The organism is Paenibacillus phyllosphaerae, assembly GCF_014192105.1.
In the GTDB taxonomy this organism is placed as follows: Bacteria; Bacillota; Bacilli; order Paenibacillales; family Paenibacillaceae; genus Paenibacillus_Z; species Paenibacillus_Z phyllosphaerae.
In genome coordinates, this window is the sequence record NZ_JACHXK010000003.1 from 135,270 (window position 1) to 154,880 (window position 19,611).

Consider the following 19,611-nt stretch of genomic DNA (forward strand, 5'->3'; position numbering starts at 1 on the left):
AAGACAAGCGAAGGGAGGACGACATTCACATGTGGAAAAAGCTGTTCGCAGCTGCTATGACATTCTTGTTCGTGTACAACATGCTGCTGCCGGTTATGGAAGGTATCGCAGTTGCAGCCTCCGCCGATGTTGCGGCAACCCGGAACGTGGCGCTTGGCGCGACCGCGACGTCTTCCGGCCAATGCAACGCCAACGAGAGTGCGGCCCATGCGATCGATGGCAAGAGCGATACGAAGTGGTGCGATAATACGTCCGTCGCCAAAAAATGGCTGCAGCTCGATCTCGGCAACGTCTACAACATCAACGAATGGGTGTTGCAGAATGCGGCCATTAACGAGTCTTCGAACGCGCCATTTTGGAATACGAAGAACTTCCGCCTCCAGAAGAGCGATGACGGTACGACATGGACGGACGTTGACGTCGTGACGAACAACGCCCAGACGATCGTGGATCGTTTCGTGGAGCCGTTCTCGGCGCGTTATGTCCGGCTGTATATCGACAAAGCCGCATATGACAGCAACATCGCGCGGATCTATGAATTGGAACTATACGGGGTAGACGCGGACAAGGTACCGGCGGACCCAATCACAAACCTGGCGCCGATCGACTATGTCGATCCGTTCATCAATACGCTGGGCGATAACGGCCAGACGAATCCCGGTCCATCTACGCCGTTCGGCCTCGTATCGCTCGGTCCGGACAGCGAGGGCGGCGCATTCAGCGGCTACTATTACGAGAATAAGTACCTGAAGGGCTTCTCGCATCTTCGCTTCAGCGGCGTAGGCTGCAGCGGCGCGGGCGGCAACATTCTGATGATGCCGCAGACGCGGGACTTCACGAACAACGTCGCGGACTACAAGCAGAAGTACGACAAGCTCAGCGAACAAGCATCGGCAGGGTTCTACGGTGTAACGCTCGCCTCCGGCGTTGGCGTACAGCTGACGGCTTCCGACAATGTAGGCTTCCACAAATATACGTTCCCGAATGCGGAGAATACGGGTTCGGTGCTGGTCGACCTCTCCAACTCGTACGCGGGTATGGTGGATGCTAACTTAAGCGTTGTCGGCACGAATGAAATTACCGGGATGATCAAATCCCAGAACGTGTGCGGACATGGCTATTACACGATCTATTATTCGATCCAGTTCGACCACAACTTCGATTCCTATACTTCGTGGCAGAACGATTCGGTCGGTGCGGCAGCCCAGCGCGCCGGCACGAAGAGCGGCGTATGGCTGAACTTCAACACGAAGGACAACAAGACGGTTCAAGCGAAAGTCGGCCTGTCGACGATCAGCGTGCAGCAGGCGCAAGCCGAGCGCGGCGAGTATGCGGACTGGGATTTCGAGGCGCGGCATACCGAGGCAAGAGCAGCTTGGAGCAACGCCCTGAATAAAGTGGAAATTACGGATGCAGACGAAACGAACAAGCGCGTGTTCTATACGCAGATGTACCATTCCTACTTGAGTCCGAAGAACGTGACCAGCTCGGCAGGTACGTTCAAGGCGGGACGAGACGAGAACACGATTCGTCAAGCTTCGGAGCTCGGTGAAGACTTCGAGTATTACAACGGTTGGACGACATGGGATGATTTCCGCAAATATCCGCTGTTCTCGCTCCTCGAGCCGCAGCGCTATAACAACATGGTGAAATCGCTCGTCGATCTGTACGGCACGCGCGGCTCTTACACCCAGTGGGGCGATGGCTATTGGCCGAGCCCAACCGTACGCAACGAGTTTAACGGCGCCGTCATTCTGGATGCGTACGCCAAAGGCTTCCAGGACTTCGACGTGCACAAGGCGCTGAAAGGGATGGCCGTCGATGCGGATAACTTCGCGATCAGCGACGGAGAGATCTCCGGCAAGCTGGAGAAGTACAACAGCGCGTCGTTCCCGATGAAGCTGGCGCAGCTGATCGGCGATGAGGCCACGTATGAGAAGTACAAGAACCTGGCCTTGTCTTATAAGCAGCTATGGAATCCGAATCAAGTGGATGAGAAGGGCGTTAAGACCGGCTTCTTCACGCCTAACGGCACAACGGTCGGCGCAGGCGATATTCTAGCGGTAGACCGCTATGCTTACCAAGGCAATCTGTGGCAGTATCGCTGGTCCGTGCCGCAGGATATCAACGGTCTTGCGGAGCTGATGGGCGGCAAGACGGAGATGGCGAAGCAGCTGCAGCATTTCTTCGCGATCGATGAATACATGGCCGTCAATGAGGAAGACTTGTTCGCTCCTTATTTGTTCAACTACCTGGGTTATCCTTACCTGACTCAATATTATGCAAGAGAGTATACGACGGAAGTCGTGACGCAGAAGTACCATAACCACGGCGCATATGCGTATCCGATCCAATCGCGCATCTACCGTGACGACCCGGAAGGCTACCTGCCTTCGATGGACGATGATGCAGGCGGCATGTCCTCTTGGTACGTATACAGCGCACTCGGCTTATTCCCGGGCAACCCGGGCGAAGCGCACTTCCTGATCGGCTCGCCGATCTTCTCCGAAGTGAAGCTGCATATGGGCAGCGGCAAGACGCTGACGATCAAGGCGGACAACGTATCCAGCGAGAACCGCTTTATCCAGTCCGCGAAGCTGAACGGCGGCGACTTCGATCAAGCGTGGATTTCGTACGAAGATCTGATGGCAGGCGGCACGTTGGAATTCCAGATGGACAGCACGCCGAACACGAACTGGGGCGCGAAGGCAAGCGCGCAGCCGACGACGATCGATTATTCGGCCGACATCGATAACAACTTGGCGCATGAACCGCTCGTTGCGGAGCAATCGACATGGCGTTATTACGACAAAGGCCAATCTGCCGGCGAAGGCTGGACCGATTTGAACTTCGATGACAGCAAGTGGAACTCCGGTCCTGCGATGCTCGGGTACGATAACTATGGCAAACCGGTGACGAAGGTAAGCTTCGGGCCGAACGCGAGCAGCAAGTATCCGACGACGTACTTCCGCCAGACGTTCGACGCCAAGGATATTGACGGCATTCTTGAACTGGATGCCAGCTTGATCCGCGACGACGGCGCAGTCGTGTACTTGAACGGCCATGAGGTGATTCGCACCAATATGCCAACAGGTACGGTCAAGTACGACACGTATGCCAATGCGACCGTCGGGGATGAACGCGATCGCAACGTATTCCTGATCGATCCGGCCTATTTGGTCGAGGGGGAAAATGTCTTGGCTGCCGAGGTGCATCAGGTCAATGGCACTAGCTCGGATCTGGCGTTCGATTTCGGCCTCGAGGCGGTCAGGAAGCTGGCGACGCCGGCTGCTCCGACCAATCCTGTCGTGGACGACAAGGCGAACACCTTCGGCTGGACGCCTGTTAGCGGCATCAATGCCGCGACGGACTACCAATTCAGCACCGATGGCGGCGCTAAGTGGAGAACGGCCAGCGCCAATCCGCAGACCGTCGGACCGCTTCATTATGCGGCAGGCGCCATTCAAGTGCGCGTGAAGGAGAATATCGCCTTGAACCGCGCTGCAGGCGAGGTTCTGCGCTCGAACGCAGCCTATACCTCCGACGTGAAGTGGGATGTGTATGATCTGAAGGTTAACCTCCAGCAGAAAGGCAATCTATCGGTGGATGTGACCGGTACGTTGAAAGGCGAATACGGCGATTCGGCCGTCGTCGTCTTCCAGCTCATGGACGGCCAAGAACGCGCTTGGGTATCTAGCGCGGTGCCGATCAAGCAAGGAAGCTTCAGCATCTCCCAGATCTACAATCTGAACTCGGACAACTATAAAGTGAATGTGTATCTGGTTAATGCCTTCGACGGCGATATCTACGCATCGCCGCTGTGGCTTGCGGATCCTTACGTGCAGCAGGCCGAGCCTGGCAGCCAGCCGGATCCGGAAGGTCCGCCGGTGATTGCGGATCCGATCCCGGAGCCGCTGCCGCTGCCGGATCCGTCGGAAGAACCGACCGAACCGGAAGAACCGGAGGTGCCTGAGAACACCGTGGTGCTGCAGTTCGAAGACCGCGCAGCTTGGACTTCGGCGAACAATGCCTTCAACAGCCAGCCGCTGAAGACCGAAGCGGGCAATGGCGGGACCGTCGTAGCCAATACGTTCACTGGGGCGTGGCTCTCTTACAATGTCGATTTCGGCACGACTGGATCCAACCTGATTCAGGTGGTTTATGATGCGCCGACGAGCAGAACGCCGGCAGGAAGCACACTCGAAGTCAGACTCGGCAGCGAAACAGGCGAGCTTCTGGGCACTGCCGACCTGAAGAACACGGGCAGCGGCTGGGGAACATACAGCACAGCCCAAGCGAAGCTAAGCCGGACCGTAACCGGAGCGCAGACGCTCGCGGTCGTCATGAAAGGCGCTACGACAAGCTCGCTGCCGTACATCGGCAATTTCGATAAGCTGACGCTCGGCTATGAGGCGGTTCGCAGCGATTATTCGAAGCTTGAACTCGAGAGCTATGACGAGTGGACGACGGAACTGAACCCGTCGAACAGCGGTCCGCTGAAGACCGAAGCGGGCAAAGGCGGCGTTGGCAAGCAAGTTGCCAATACGTTCAATGGGGCATGGCTCGCATACAAACGAATGGACTTCGGACAACAAGGCGTGAACCAATTCGCCATCGAGTATGCGGGCAATTCGACCAATACGATCGCGAATGCCGCCGTGGAAGTTAGGCTCGGCAGCCCAAGCGGCCAACTGGTCGGTACGGTGGCGACGCCGCCGACGGCTAGCAGCTGGGGGACTTATCAGACGGTTACCGCCGATCTGACGGAGACCGTGACGGGTATTCAAGATCTGTACCTTGTGTTCACTGGTAGCGCGGCAGAAGGCGAGACGGGCAAAAAATACATCGGCAACTTCGATAACGCCGGCTTCTCGCTGACCGGCCAACAGACGGAAGCCGATGTCACGCTCGAATTCGAGAATCGGCTCGATTGGTCGCCGGATAAGAACACCTTCAACAGCAACCCGCTGAAGACCGAGGCACGGCCGTCTCCGATCGGCAGAACGGTCGTCGGCAACACGTTCACCGGCGCATGGCTGACCTATAAAGCCGACTTCGGCAAGCAGGGGAAGAACACGATCGCGATCGACTATGACTCGCCTTCCAACCGCGCGCCGAACGACGTCGTTGCTGAGATTCGACTGAACAGCAAGGATGGCGACGTGATCGGGAAAGTCAATCTGCCGAATACGGGCGGAGCCTGGGACAATTACAAGACCGTGACCGCGCAGTTGGACCAGCTCATCACCGGAGAACAGACGATCTGCATCGTGTTCAAAGGCACGACGACGTCCAGCCTCCTGTACGTGGGCAACTTCGACAAGATGACGTTTAGCAAATCCATCTAGTCCTGCAATCATCGCCTGTTAACTGGCGCCATCCCAGAATGGCGCCAGTTTTTTGCCTGTAGAGAATCGCCTGCGACAATTGCAAGATAAGGCTTTACAACAATCCTGCCGGCAGTATATGATGTAATAGGACACCAAATGGTGTCCATTATAACGAATAGAAAGAGGGATCGTTCGTATGCATATTCTAGCCATCGTTCTGCAAAGCTGGCTGCTATTCTCCATGGCTTTCTTCGGCGGAAGCAAGATTGCGGGAGCTAAACATCAAATTGAACTGTTCGAATCCATTCAATTGCCGCAATGGTTCCGCTTAATTACGGGTTACCTCCAGGCCCTTGGCGCCATCGGGCTCGTCATCGGCTACTGGGATGCGGGATTTGCCGCCTGGTCCGCAATCGGGATCGGCATTATGATGCTCGTGGCGATTGTTACGCATCTGAGAGTGAAACATTCGCTTGGCAAGACATTCCCTGCCATCTTGAATCTGTTGATCGCGCTTGCCGTCGTGCTCTTGTACGCAGACGAACTGTCCGCGGTCTTCGGGTAAGTTGTCCCATCTCTATTAAACGGGCTTGTCCCTTCTACTGAAACCGATGAAAGCTGTGATATTCGGCAGGTTCCTCTTTCCTTGTCCATGCATTAACTATAAATGCAACACGACGTCGGACAAGGTGAGGGGGATTGCTATGAACCGTAAAGCGAGCGCCAAGAAAGTAAGCAAGAATGCGGCATCCTTCAAAAAAGTGGCGGGCAAAGCCGCTGTAAGAGCGCCAAGAAGAAACCGGGACTGCCGGAATCTCGGAGCGAATCAAGGTTGTATCGAGATTCTGTTTACGACGGTTTGTACAGATTTCTAATCCAAACTGTTATACGAGCACGATCCTCCATGGAGAGCGACATGATAACATGTTCGCTCTCTTTGCCGTTCATCCGTCTTCGACTGAATTTCCAGGCTCTCTCTCAAATGGGCACGTGCCAAATCTACTAGAATAGCATGCCGTTATGATATTTCTACCGTATCCCACGTTCTTTTTCTTGCATTAACTATAATGCAACACAACGTCGGACAAGGTGAGGGGGATTGCTATGAACCGTAAAGTAAGCGCCAAAAAAGTGAGCAAAAAAGCAGCTTCTTTCAAAAAAGTGGCAGGAAAATCCGGACTGAGAGCGCCAAGAGGCAACCGCGGCTGTCAAAATCTCGGACTGAACCCGGGCTGTACGTCGATTCTTTACACAGCCGTGTGCACGGTGTAATGGATTACGGCCAAGCGTGAAGATCAACAGAAGCAGGGTGGACATGGCAACGTGTTCACTCTCTTTGTTATAGAGGGACTTAGGGAGTTGATTCGATTGGCAATTGATAAAGCGGTTTTACTAGCCATCGCGCATCGAGCAAGGAGTCTCTATGAGCGGTCGAATGCGAATGATAAGGAACCGACGCCATCCATACTCGTTTCGCTAGAACAGTCGGACCAATGGAGAGAGGCCGTCGCCCCCGAGAATGAGCTGCTGTTCCGACAACGGCTGCAATGGGATCAATGGACGATTCAGGTGTCCGAAGCTGTATCGGAAGAAGCCGAATGGAGCGACGCTGCGGAATTCCCGCAATGGGTACGCACATTAGAAGAGACGTTGCTGAGCTGTTCGCCTTCCGCCTCTGTGTCCCCTCGGTTCCTGAACAAGCAAGATCCTCTGCCATTCGAGCCGTTGTTCACCCCATTCGTTCATATGGCCGTTCGGCGGCTGCAAGATCGAGCCGCGGGTTTGCTGGACGGCCTGCTATCCGAGAGCGCGCAACGCGGGCTGGAGAGAAGCTTGCTGAAGCGGCTGTCCCAGATCGGCGCACAGTCCTTCCAATGGGAGTTCATCCTGCGCAAATGCTATCGCAATGGCAAGAGAACCGGAACCAAACGTTCCCGGAAGAAATACGATTCCTTCATTAAAGACCTGCTCGGCGGCGGTTACGCCGATTTCTTCCTCGACTACCCCGTATTAGCCAAATCGCTCTCCGTCGCTTGCGACCAATGGGTCGACGCGCTTCACGAGTTATTGCTGCGGCTTGAAGCCGACCTGCCGGATCTCGAACAAGTCTTCCAGCATAGCCAAGTGTTTGGTCAAGTGGTTACCGTCGATCCGCATCTGTCCGACTTTCATCACGATGGGCGATCCGTATTCATCTTGACGTTCGCATCGGGTGGGAAAGTCGTCTACAAGCCTCGCGACCTGGGGATGGAGGAAGCCTTCTTCCATCTGTTGCAATGGCTGAACGTCGCAGGGGCATCGCCGGCTTTGTATGTGGCAACTATACTTAATCGCACCGCATACGGATGGATGGAATTTATCGAGCAATCGCCCTGCGATAGCGAAGAGGCAGCGGGCCGCTATTTTCACCGGGCAGGAGCTCTTGCCTGTATGCTCTACGTCCTGAAGGGCACGGACTTCCATTACCAGAACATCATTGCCCATGGCGAACATCCCGTTCCGATCGATCTGGAGATGCTGCTCTATCCGGATAAAGCGGTTGCGCTGAGCGACGCTGAGCGTCTCGACTCGGTTCAGCCAGCCATCGGGCAGACGTCGGTGCTTCACACGGGGCTCTTCCCAACCAGTGAGACCATGATGGAGGACGAAGAGGGACAGGTACATGATTTATGCGGATTCGGCGCGGAGACATCCATGGAGACGTCTTTCGAGGAGCCTGTCTGGGAGGACATCAATACGGACGGGATGACCTGCGATTTTATGTATCAGAAGTCTCCTGGCTCGAAGAACGCAGCTTATCTTGGCGCGCGAATCTTACATCCGTATGAATGGAAGGATGCGATCGCAGCCGGATTCCAAGCCATGTATACGCTCTTGATGGAGAAGAAGCAGGAATTGCTCGCCGCGGACGGCCCGCTCACGTTGTTCCGGACGAAGAAGTTACGTTATATTTTTCGGAGCACCGGCGATTACTACCAGCTCTATAAGGAAAGCCTGTATCCAGAATCGATGAGCGGCGGCATTCAACGCAGCATCATCTTCGATCAGCTTGCTGGCGCTATGGTTGGCTCTGCCCGCAAACCGTTACTGTGGCCGCTCATCCGAGCTGAGCATCTGGCAATGGAACGAATGGACATCCCGTATTTTACGGTGGCCGCGACGAGCACCTCCTTGACGCTGCCAACGGGAGATATCATCCCGTGCGTATTCATCCAATCAGGTTATGACGGCGTATGCGCTCGCTTGCGGCAGCTATGCGATCAAGATAGACACAAGCAAGTTTCCATCATCCGGAATGCGTTCAGCGGCAAACAAGCTTCGATCGAGCAATCCTTGCTCCCGTCAGATCAAACCTTCTTCGCGCTTGCCGACCAACTCTTGCCCGTATCGCAAGCGGATTGCCTCCATGAAGCCGTCAATATTGCGGAAGTGGTCAAAAACGATCTCGACTTTAACAGCAGCAGTTACGCGATGCTGACCAACATCCACCACCTGTATTCGGGGAACGCCGGTATCGCGCTATTCTTAGCCGCCGCGGCAAGCGTAACGGGAGATCAGGCTAGCGAACGCCTCGTTCACCAACTAACTGAAGCGACATGCGCCGGTTTATTAGACCGTCCACAATCAGGCATCGCCACAGAACTGGGGATCGGAGGAGGCGCCGGATTAGGCTCCATCGTCTATTCCTTCGTCCTGATCAGCCGATTCCTGCAAGATGCGAGCTACCTTGCCAAGGCAGAGCGGATCGCTGACTTGATCACGGATTCCGCTATTGAAGAAGATACGCGGTATGATCTCGTGTACGGATCTTCAGGGGCGCTGCTCGCCTTGCTCGCGCTGCACCATGCCACGCGCAATCCGGTGCATCTTGAACGAGCCATCCGGTGCGGGGAACGATTGTTGGAGCAGCGCGTACCTAGTCACTTAGGCTTCCGGGCATGGAACCATGCAGCCATTCCGCTTCCCGAAGGATACCTGCTGACCGGATTGTCGCACGGAAGCTCCGGCATCGCGTATGCGTTGTGCCGTCTGTACCGGGCCACAGCCGACGCTTCCTATCTGGAAGCGGCATTGGAAGCTTTCGACTATGAAGACCATACGTACTCGGAAGCTTGGGAGAACTGGCCGGATTACCGGGCAACGGCGAGCGGGGATGAACCTAACTACCGCGCGAACAGCTGGTGTCATGGCGCGACAGGCATCGGCATGGCACGACTGGCTGCCCTTCAGATGAATATCCTCACGGACCGTACAGGACTGGAGCGTGCTCTGACGAGAAGTATGGGGAGCGAATGGAGCGGCGCTTGCCATCTATGCTGCGGGCATTATGGGCGCATCGATTTCCTGCTGTCCGCCTCGGAAGCGCTGCAAGATGAAGAGCTGTCGGCGCATATGTTGAAGCGTACTGCTTGGGTCTTGAATCGGCAGAAGAATTCCGCCACCTTCGGTCTGACGATGGATTCCCGCACGGGCGGCCCGGCGCTCGGCTTCTTCCAAGGCTTATCGGGTATCGGTTACGAGTTATTGCGATTGTCCGATCCGAAGCGGTTCCCTTCGGTGCTGCTGTTTGAGGTTTAGAGCAAGCTGCGGAACCATTAGAGGGTTAATAGGATGATAGGGGGCGTATCTTGTCCCCTATTCGTTTGCTCTACCTGATCCTTGCATTTATTCCCGCACAGCCGTGCTATGATAAGGCGTAACGGAATTTTCATGATATTGGGCAGGCGATAACCGAATCATTGTACATAGGGGAGGAAGGCACGAGTGAAGAAGATTCTTGTCATCGATGATGAAGCGGCTATCCGAGACTTGATTGAGCTTGTCCTCCGGAGGGAGAACTTTCTGGTGCAGACAGCGGAAGATGGCGCTACGGGACTCCAGGCGTTGGATTCCTTTAAGCCGGATTTGGTCGTGCTGGATTTGATGCTGCCGGACTATTCCGGTTATGACCTGTGCAAGGAAATGACCAAGAAACATGCGATTCCGATCATTATGTTATCGGCGAAGAGCGAAATTATCGATAAAGTGCTGGGACTTGAACTGGGTGCGGAGGATTATCTGACCAAACCTTTCGATAATCGGGAGCTCATTGCCAGAATCAAAGTGGTGCTTAGAAGATACGAGAACAACAACCAGAATAGGCACGGCGAAGACAGCCAGATGCATTATGGCGAACTGTCGTTTGATCTGGAAACCAAAGTGGTGCTGAAGAACGGAACGCCGGTTTCGTTGACGGCCAAAGAATATAAAATTCTCGAAACGCTGCTCAAGAGACCCGGAAAAATTTTCACAAGGGACGAACTTCTGGAGATCGCGTGGGGATATGATTTTCTGGGGGACAGCCGCAGCGTGGATATGACTATCATGCGGTTAAGAAGGAAGCTGGAGGATGACGCCGAAAACCCTAAGTACGTGAAGACCATCTACGGATTCGGCTATCAGCTGGGAGGCGACGCTACCTGAACTACGCAACCCGACTTTTGTTGACTTACTTATTCTTCTCCGTCCTATCCTTTGCCATCATTATTGTTTCCGTGGACAAGGCGATCGACTACTATAGTTTCAAGACCATAGAGAAGAAAATGATCGAAAAGGCCGACTTGTATGAGCTGTCCTTTAGGGAAATCATCGCCAAAGCTGAAAGTTCAACGGGCGGGGGTGAAGTCTCGGATGTGCCGAGAACCGCGCTCGAGAGGTTGAAAACATCCGGCAAGGAAGTGCGGATCTACGATAGAAATCAGTCGTTATTGGGATTGGCGGTGGATGGCATCGTCATACATAATGGCACGCCTTTGATATTTAAGGGCAACATCGAGAATGCCCTGAAGGGAAATTATGCTTATACCGTCGCCGATACGAAATTGCTGTATTTTGCGATACCCATTCAGAACATGTACTATGAAAATGTTTATGCGTTCGAGTTTGTGGAGGACATTTCCTATTTTTACGAGACCATGGATCAAATCCGCACGATTCTGATTGCCGGCGCAGTAGGTTTCCTTGTTCTGATCACGCTTGCAAGCTTATTCATTGCCCGCAATACGACCAAACCGATCCAATATTTGCTTGGCGCGACGGAGAAATTCTCCAAACAGCAGTTCCAGCAGGTCCACTTGAACCGCAAAGACGAGCTTGGGATGCTTGCGGCAGGATTAAATCAGATGGGGATACAATTAAACGACTATATCCAGCATCAGAAACAGTTTGTCTCCAATGTCTCGCATGAATTGAAAACGCCGCTTGCCGCGATCCGAGGGTTCTCCCAATATTTGTACGAGGGTGAGACAGAAGATAAGAATTTGCAAAAAATCTATTCACATCTCGTGAATGAATCGGACAGGCTTACCCTGCTGATCAACGAACTGTTAACGTTATCTCGATTTGACAAGGCGGGAACGGATGAAATAGGCAAGGAAAAGACAGATTTGTCCGCGTTAACCGAGCGTGTCGCAGCGGAGATGCGCTCCAAAGCCGAAACCAAAGGAATTACGTTGGAAGTCAAGCCGGGCAAAACGGCTTTCATCGATGTCAATCCAATCTTGATGACGCACGCCATTGCGAATCTTGTAGATAACGCCATCAAGTACTCCAATGCCGGCACGCGGGTTAGAATCGAAACGTTGGTCGGACAGAAGGAAGCGGTTATTCGGATCAGCGATCAGGGGATCGGCATTCATGAGGATGAGATTGCCCGGGTTCAAGAAAGATTCTATCGAGCGAAGAATGCGAATGCTGCCAAAGGTTCAGGCCTCGGGCTCTCCATGTGCAAAGAAATCGTCGAGAAATTCGACGGACGCTTGACCATTGAAAGCAGAATCGGCGTGGGCACCGTCGTCTCCATCATTCTTCCCCTAGCTTGAAGTTAGTTACAAGAATGATACAGGATTGTTGTTAGTCTAATAAATTGTTTTCATAAAATGACTTCATAAGGCTTAACAAATTCAATTATGGAGGGAATTTATTATGAAAGCATTGAGAAAACCAGCAACTGTGGTGTTGCTCGCGGTACTGACTACGACATTGTTGGCGGGATGCCAAGAACAACGGGAAGATTCGGCGGCAGGCAATTCAACAACCAATAACGCAGCGGCTAGCAATTCGTCGGGCAATTCATCGAATAATAGCACGGATTCCGAGGTGATCAAGGAGGGCACGATCCCCAAGGAAGGGAACGTGATCCTTAACGAGCTCGCTTTTGTGCATGAAGATCAGACCGTTGCTCTATCTGACGTTGTTGACCAAACGAAGCTTGAACGTATATTCGGCAAGGCGGAAGAGATCACGTCCCACACCTATTCGGCAGACGATGGTTTGAATATGGATCAATTGCTTGGCCGCACGAAGATCCTATACCAATATCCGGGACTTGAGATCGAGACATTCGACGCGGGCAAAGGAAGCGAATTCCGTATCACCACGATTGAGATTACCGATGCCAAATATGCCACGATCCGAAACATCAAAGTCGGCGACAGTGTCGAAGAGCTGACTAAAGCGTATCCGGAAGGAAAGCTGATGGGAGACGGGGCGACCGCCGCAGAAGATAGTTTCCGATACGAGCCGGTAAATTATGTGGATGTCATGACATTCCACATCAAAGATGACAAGATTGCGGGTATTCGCATTAGCACGCTGTTGGATTGAACGGGCAACATTCCAACATTCCATGAGCGCAACTTGTAAGACATTTTAATCTTTAGGGTCCAACCACTGAGAAGCGGTTGGACCTTTTTGGCATTTACGAACAAAGAGCAATTTCACGCAACGACAAGGATTTCCTCGTTGATCCTTGTTTTCCATGTATTGGTTCCAGGCTTGTATACATACGGTATATCCCAACACTTGCCGCTTAAAAATGTTCCGATTCCCCCGCCCACGTGCTACAATGGATTCTAAAGTTAACCGCTTAACTCATACCTTTAAACGATAGTGACAACGCTTACATGAAAGTGCGGGAGGGTGAACATGCTCAAGCTCAATAACTGGTATATCCGGTTACTCGTTTCGTATTTTCCGATCTTGGTGCTTACCGTGTCGATGATTATTTTCCTGTCGTTTATCGCGGTCAATGAAATCTCGCGGTCCGAGACCGCCAAGGCGGATAAGATTACAACCGGCTATGTCGTCGATAGCATTGAGAACGCCCTGCATGAGGTCGAATTTACGGTGCTCAACGAGGCTGCCAAAAATTTGAACTACTCCGCGTATCTGAACGGGTCGCAGGTGACGACCAATAAGTACAACGTCGTACACAGTCTGCGGGCGTTGGTCGAGGACAGCGATCTGATCGAGTCGGTCTACCTCTTCCGGGAAACGGACGATAAGGTGCTGACGCCGAGCGCCGAGTCCGATCTGGCTGACTTCGGGGATCGGGCGTTCATCGAGCAAGCGAAGAATAAGCGGGAATTCCAAGGGTGGTCGGTCAGCCGCGAATACCGGGAATTCGACCGGTTGGAACCCGTTCGGGTCATCTCGATGTACAAGCAGACGCCGCTCCCCTTCGGCAAGGACGGTATCCTCGTCATTAATGTCGATTTGTACACAGTTGAACAGATCATCGGCAGCATGACGAATCATCAGGTGTCGTTCATGCATATAACCGATGCCGCCGGTCAGCTGATTTATCCGGTGTCCAACAACCCGGAGGAGGCGAAGGGCGGCAAAGTGTTGACGACACTTGCGTCGGCTCCTATTGGTTGGACGTTCGAGAGCGGGATTCAAGACGGACATTTGCTCGGATGGGTATCCGTCGTGTCTTACGTATGGGTCATTCTGGCCGTGCTTACTTTCGTCGCCGCCATCATCACGATCATTTGGGTCACGCGCCGCAACTATAAGCCGATTCAGCTCATGATGAACCGGATTCAGACGTTCCAGCTGCGGGACAGCGGCGGCAACGCCGTCGGCATGGACGATCTGACGATGATCGACCGCGCGCTCGAGAATCTGATCGTGCAATCGCAAGACTATGAGAAGGAGCAGCGAGAGAGCGCGGTCCTGCAGCGCAGGCAGCTGTTCAGCGAGCTCATTAGCGGACAGCGAGGCGAGAAGACGATCGAACGAATGCGCAAGCTGCAGCTGCTGCCGGATACGGGGCATTATGCCGTCATGGTCGTCAGGCTGAACCGGTACGAGGAATTCCAGAGCGAGAATACGCCGAATGAGCAGAATGTATTGAAGTTCGCGCTCGGCAACGTCCTCCAAGAGCTGGCCATGGGCGAGAATCTGACAGGATGGGGCGAATGGTCGACGGCGGATCGGATTACGTTCGTGTTCGCCATGCAAGATAACGATGAAGTTATGCTCGAACAGCTTCGGAAGACGGCCAGCGTAGCCAGGCAGTGGGTCGGCGAACATCTGCGGCTCGTGCTGTCGTTCGGAATCGGCTCGATCGTGCCGGATTGGAACCGTACGTCGCAATCGTACCGCGACGCGTTGTCCGGCATGGAATACGAATTGTCCATCGGCCGTGACGCGATCACGTACAGCGGCGATATACCGCGAGACAACTCGCGCGGCACGTTCCACCATATGCAGCAATGCACCGAATGCGTACAGCAGTTCCGGCTCACGAACGAAAACTGGCGCGAGACGTTCGAGCAATTATTCGCCGAGCTTAAGACGGATAAGATTAAAGATGAGGATATCCATTCGCTGATGCAGCTATTCCTGCAGACGCTCAGCCGCGAGCTGAAGGATCTGTCGGATACGTTGAACGAATGGCTGGATGACGACCGGATATCCGCGCTAACCCGCAAGGTGGGGGGGGCGGTATCCCTTGCCGAGATGAAAGAGCTGCTGCTCGATTATTTGCTCGAGCTGTACGATGCCTATGTCGCCATGGGCGAGAACAAAAGCTACAAAACGATGATGACGGAGATGAAGGCTTATATCCAGGCCAACTTCGCCGACCCGGATCTATCGTTGAAGCATCTGAGCGACCGATTCCAAATTTCCGGCAAATACGCCAGCCATCTGTTCAAGTTGGAGTACGATATGAAATTCGTCGATTTTCTCGTCCAGCTGCGGATGCAACAGGCCGAGCGTTTGCTCGCGGAGACGGACGAGACGGTGCAGAACATTGCGATGCAGGTCGGTTATGCCAACTCGATTACGTTCGGGCGCGTCTTCAAACGGACGACGGGCGTGACGCCTGGCGAGTACAGAAGACTCAAAGTGCGTCCGGCGGCAGAGTCGTAAGAGGTTTTTTGGCGCTCATAGGAATGCGGCTGATACAGCCGCATTTTTTATTTGTAGACGCACCAGGTGAAACGGCTGACGCCGTCTTTAATGGCTTAGGCGCGTTTCATTCCGGAGAAATACAAGATGATTTATTGGCGTGAAACTTATCATTTGTATTTCGGATAAACGTTTCTTCCTAAAGGGAAAAGCGGGCAGGGATTATGGTTTATCGGTGCGAAAATCGCTTGAATGGAATCCGGTTTATATCGGGAAAATGATCAGTATACCGTGCGAAAACCTAGTAATATCAACGGTTTGGCGAAACGGTTTGCGACGGAGAAACCAGTTTATTGTCATCGCATCGCAAACCGTGCCATACTGAGACCACTCCCCGAACAACGGGCCGCAAACGCCAACTGTAAGCGCGTTCAATAACGAATGCTCGCTGGATCGGCTTAGGGTCATAAGGGCACCGCGGGGGAAAGCGTACATGACGAAAGAGGGGTAAGAACGATGGTAAAAGCGCAAAGAGGAAAAATGAAAGCCCAAACGCTATTAGCACTCACACTCGGATGTACTATGTTGCTCAGCGCATGCAGCGGTGGCAACGGCAACAACGCAAGTAACGGCAATACCAATGCAAGCGGCTCCACGGGCGGCGAAGCTGCTTCCGGCGAGCAAGTTACATTGAAAGTCGAAGTATTCGACCGCGGCAACTCGCCGGCCGGTTCGACGATCACGAACAACTACTTAACGAAATACGTGCAGGATAACTTCGGCACGCCTAACAACATTAAAGTGGAATTCGTACCGGTTCCGCGCTCGGAAGAGGTACAGAAGCTGAACGTGCTGATGGCAAGCGGCAGCGACGTTCCGGATATCGTGTTCACGTATGATTCCGGCACCTTCTACCGTTACGCACAGCAAGGCGGTTTGACAGACCTTAGCGAACTGCTCGATCAATACGGTTCGAACCTGAAGACCTTCCTCGGGGATGATACACTCGCTTACGGTCAATATGAAGGACAGCAATTCGCGCTTCCTGCCAAACGTGCGCATCTGGGCAAATATTCATCCTTCATTCGCCAAGATTGGCTCGACAAGCTGGGTCTTCCGGTGCCGCAGACAACCGACGAACTGTACACGACGCTCAAAGCATTCAAAGAAAAGGATCCGGGTCAAACCGGCGGCAAAGTGATCCCGCTCGGCATGTCGCTTGCACCGGCGCAATTCGAGCCGCTGCTCTGGTCCTTTATCCAGCCTGTGACAGAAGAGCAGCGCTACACGCTCACTCAGCAGCTCGGCTCCAATGACTATCCGATTCTGCTGCCTGGCTTCAAAGACGGACTTCAATTCATGAACAAGCTCTACAACGAAGGCTTGATGAGCACAGACTTCAGCCTTGACGAAGATAAGAAGAAGCTGAACGAGGACGCAGCCAAAGGTCTGGTCGGATTCTTCAGTGAAGACGACATGAACCCATTCTATCCGGACGGCCTGTATGCGACGCTTCAGAAGAATATTCCGGATGCGAAGCTGTCGGCGGTTGACGTCTACACGGACTCGGAAGGCAAGCATCCGAAACCGGAATATGCACCGGTCGGTCTGTACCTGATGATTCCGAAGAGCAGCAAGAACGCGGAAGCCGCAGTCAAATACCTCGACTGGATGGCATCCGGCGATAACCTGCTCGCCATTCAGAACGGCGTAGAAGGCGAGAACTACACGCTCGAGAACGGCATCCCGATGGCCAAAGCCGATGCTACTGACGAAATCAAGAACCGCATCTACAACTGGGGCGATATGGCGATCATCTCGAATGGCAAACAGCTAGGTGAAACCGAGAAGAACGTCGAGTCCTATGTCGTTAATATGCCAGAGCAATTCCAGGACGAGACGCGCAAGGCGCTGTCTGTCTCGAGATCCGATACGATCAAGCCGGTCCTGTTCGACCGTCCGATCGAAGCGCAAGCCAAGTACGGTACGGCGCTGCGCGACAAATTGAACGAAATCGTCGTGAAGACGACGATGGTGAAACCGGATCAATTCGAGAGCGCGTATGAGTCCATGATCAAGGACTACATGGCTGCCGGCGGTCAAGCGATTCTCGATGAACGCATCAAAGCTTATGAGGAAATGAAGAAATAGTACTGACCTACAAATAAACGGCTCGGGGCGAAGGAGGTAACTAGCGCCTTCGTCTCCGGGCAGATTGTCAAGCGGATAGGGGTGGATAGAAATGAACTTGGCTGTGTATTTGCGAAGATACTGGCAATTGTACGCACTGCTGGTTTTACCGGTCTGTTACTTTATTGTTTTCAAATATGCGCCGATGTACGGCATTCTGATCGCCTTCAAGGACTTCAACTTCTTCCAAGGCATTAACGGCAGCGAATGGATCGGCTTTGAGGCATTCAAAGAAGTATTCGCGATGAAGGATTTCTACAAGACGCTGCGCAACACGCTCATGCTTAATTTCCTGGACTTGCTCGTATCTTTCCCGGCGCCGCTCTTCCTGGCCATTATGCTGTATGAACTGAAGACGGCCTGGTTCAAGAAACTGTCGCAAACGATTCTGTACATTCCGCATTTCATCTCTTGGGTCATCATCGGCGGGATCGTCTACCAAGTCTTCGGTACGCAATCCGGCATGATCAACAACATCATTACCTCGATGGGATTCGAAGCGATTCCGTTCCTGACGGACAAGAACGACTGGCTGATCACGTATCTTGCGGTCGGTGTGTGGCAAAGCGCGGGCTGGGGAACGATCATCTATTTGGCAGCGCTGACTGGAATTAACAGGGAGTTGTTCGAAGCAGCCGATGTCGATGGCGCAGGACGCCTGCGGAAGATATGGAGCATTACGCTTCCATCGCTGAAACCGACGATCGTGACGCTGCTCATTATTAACCTCGGCCACATGATTGCGATTGGATTTGATCGCCCGTTCGTTATCGGCAATACCGCCGTCCGCGATTACTCGGACGTACTCAGTACCTTCGTGTACCGGATCGGTATCGAATCCGGCCAATATACACTGGCGACTGTCGTAGGCTTATTCCAAGCCGTAGTCGGATTAGTCTTCGTGCTCGGCGCCAACTATGCGTCCAAGAAGCTCGCGGACCAGAGTATTATGTAAGCTATCCTAACTATTGAAAATCAGGAAAGGAGCGATAAGACATGAGAGAACAACAGGCCAGCCGCACATTCGACGTCGTCAATACGATTGCCATCCTCTTCTTCGTGCTGCTATGTCTGGCTCCATTTCTTCACATATTGGCGATTTCGTTAAGTTCGGCGCGAGCCATTATGTCCGGGGAGGTCAGCCTCCTGCCGGTTGAGCTCAACTGGAAAGCATATAAGCAAGTATTCACCGACATGTCGATGATCCGCTCACTTGGATTCACCGTTGTGCTCACGCTCATATTCACTGTTCTGTGCATGCTGATGAGTATTGCGGCGGCTTACCCGCTGGCTAAGACCAAGCTCAAGGGCCGCAAAGCGGTTATGTTCTTAATCGTCATCACGATGTTCTTCAGCGGCGGCATTATTCCGGAATATATGCTCGTTCGGAACCTGCATCTGCTCGATTCGATCTGGGCGCTCGTGCTTCCAGGGCTGATCAGCCCGTTCTACCTGATTATCCTCATTACATTTTTTCAGAATATTCCGGATTCTCTCGAGGAATCGGCGGAAATGGATGGCTCCTCGCATATCCGCACCTTGATCAGCATCATCGTGCCGCTGTCCATGCCGGTTATCGCCACTTTGAGCCTGTTCTACGCGGTCGGCCGCTGGAATGGATTCCAGGACACGCTCATGTATATTACAAGTCCGGAGATGTATCCGCTTCAATTGAAGCTGTACCAGCTCGTGCAGAACAACATGGTCAGCGAACTGATGCAAGCGGAGGGTGCTACGGGGCAGTCGATGCTCCAACCGGAAGGGTTAAAAGCAGCGAGCGTCATGTTCGCGACGGTGCCGATCTTGCTCGTCTACCCATGGCTGCAGCGTTACTTTGTGAGCGGCGTCATGCTCGGCGCGGTCAAAGGCTAACCGTACGGAAAGTTGCGCGGCTGCTTAATCAGGGCCGCAA

General features: G+C 53.3%; 12 protein-coding genes. All 12 read left to right on the forward strand.

Annotated features, from left to right (window positions below; genetic code table 11):
- Positions 1–29 precede the first annotated feature (29 nt).
- Positions 30–5,348: a glycoside hydrolase domain-containing protein gene (locus tag FHS18_RS08345; RefSeq protein WP_183598949.1), complete on the forward strand. Its 5,319-nt coding sequence runs from the start codon at positions 30–32 to the stop codon at positions 5,346–5,348.
- Positions 5,349–5,526: 178 nt separating this feature from the next.
- Positions 5,527–5,895 (forward strand): DoxX family protein, encoded by a 369-nt coding sequence (locus FHS18_RS08350; protein WP_183598951.1) that lies wholly within the window; start codon positions 5,527–5,529, stop codon positions 5,893–5,895.
- 139 nt (positions 5,896–6,034) lie between these two features.
- Entirely contained in the window at positions 6,035–6,205 is a 171-nt protein-coding gene (locus FHS18_RS08355) for a hypothetical protein (RefSeq protein ID WP_183598953.1), read from the forward strand.
- 229 nt (positions 6,206–6,434) lie between these two features.
- Positions 6,435–6,602, forward strand: coding sequence for a hypothetical protein (locus FHS18_RS08360; protein ID WP_183598955.1), 168 nt, complete (start codon positions 6,435–6,437; stop codon positions 6,600–6,602).
- A 96-nt stretch (positions 6,603–6,698) separates the two neighbouring features.
- Positions 6,699–9,908 (forward strand): type 2 lanthipeptide synthetase LanM family protein, encoded by a 3,210-nt coding sequence (locus FHS18_RS08365; protein WP_183598957.1) that lies wholly within the window; start codon positions 6,699–6,701, stop codon positions 9,906–9,908.
- 186 nt (positions 9,909–10,094) lie between these two features.
- Positions 10,095–10,793 (forward strand): response regulator, encoded by a 699-nt coding sequence (locus FHS18_RS35125; protein WP_183598959.1) that lies wholly within the window; start codon positions 10,095–10,097, stop codon positions 10,791–10,793.
- Positions 10,794–10,810: 17 nt separating this feature from the next.
- Positions 10,811–12,190, forward strand: a complete 1,380-nt coding sequence (locus FHS18_RS08375) for a sensor histidine kinase (RefSeq protein WP_246427538.1) — start codon at positions 10,811–10,813, stop codon at positions 12,188–12,190.
- Between the two features lie 103 nt (positions 12,191–12,293).
- On the forward strand, positions 12,294–12,974 hold the full coding sequence (locus tag FHS18_RS08380) for a hypothetical protein (protein ID WP_183598961.1): 681 nt from the start codon (positions 12,294–12,296) through the stop codon (positions 12,972–12,974).
- Between the two features lie 321 nt (positions 12,975–13,295).
- A complete protein-coding gene (locus FHS18_RS08385) occupies positions 13,296–15,530 on the forward strand; it encodes a helix-turn-helix domain-containing protein (RefSeq protein ID WP_183598963.1) in 2,235 nt (744 codons plus the stop codon).
- Positions 15,531–16,091: 561 nt separating this feature from the next.
- On the forward strand, positions 16,092–17,660 hold the full coding sequence (locus FHS18_RS08390; protein ID WP_409348541.1) for an extracellular solute-binding protein: 1,569 nt from the start codon (positions 16,092–16,094) through the stop codon (positions 17,658–17,660).
- A 91-nt stretch (positions 17,661–17,751) separates the two neighbouring features.
- Positions 17,752–18,654 (forward strand): ABC transporter permease, encoded by a 903-nt coding sequence (locus tag FHS18_RS08395; protein ID WP_183598967.1) that lies wholly within the window; start codon positions 17,752–17,754, stop codon positions 18,652–18,654.
- 41 nt (positions 18,655–18,695) lie between these two features.
- On the forward strand, positions 18,696–19,571 hold the full coding sequence (locus FHS18_RS08400; protein WP_183598969.1) for a carbohydrate ABC transporter permease: 876 nt from the start codon (positions 18,696–18,698) through the stop codon (positions 19,569–19,571).
- Positions 19,572–19,611: the final 40 nt, after the last annotated feature.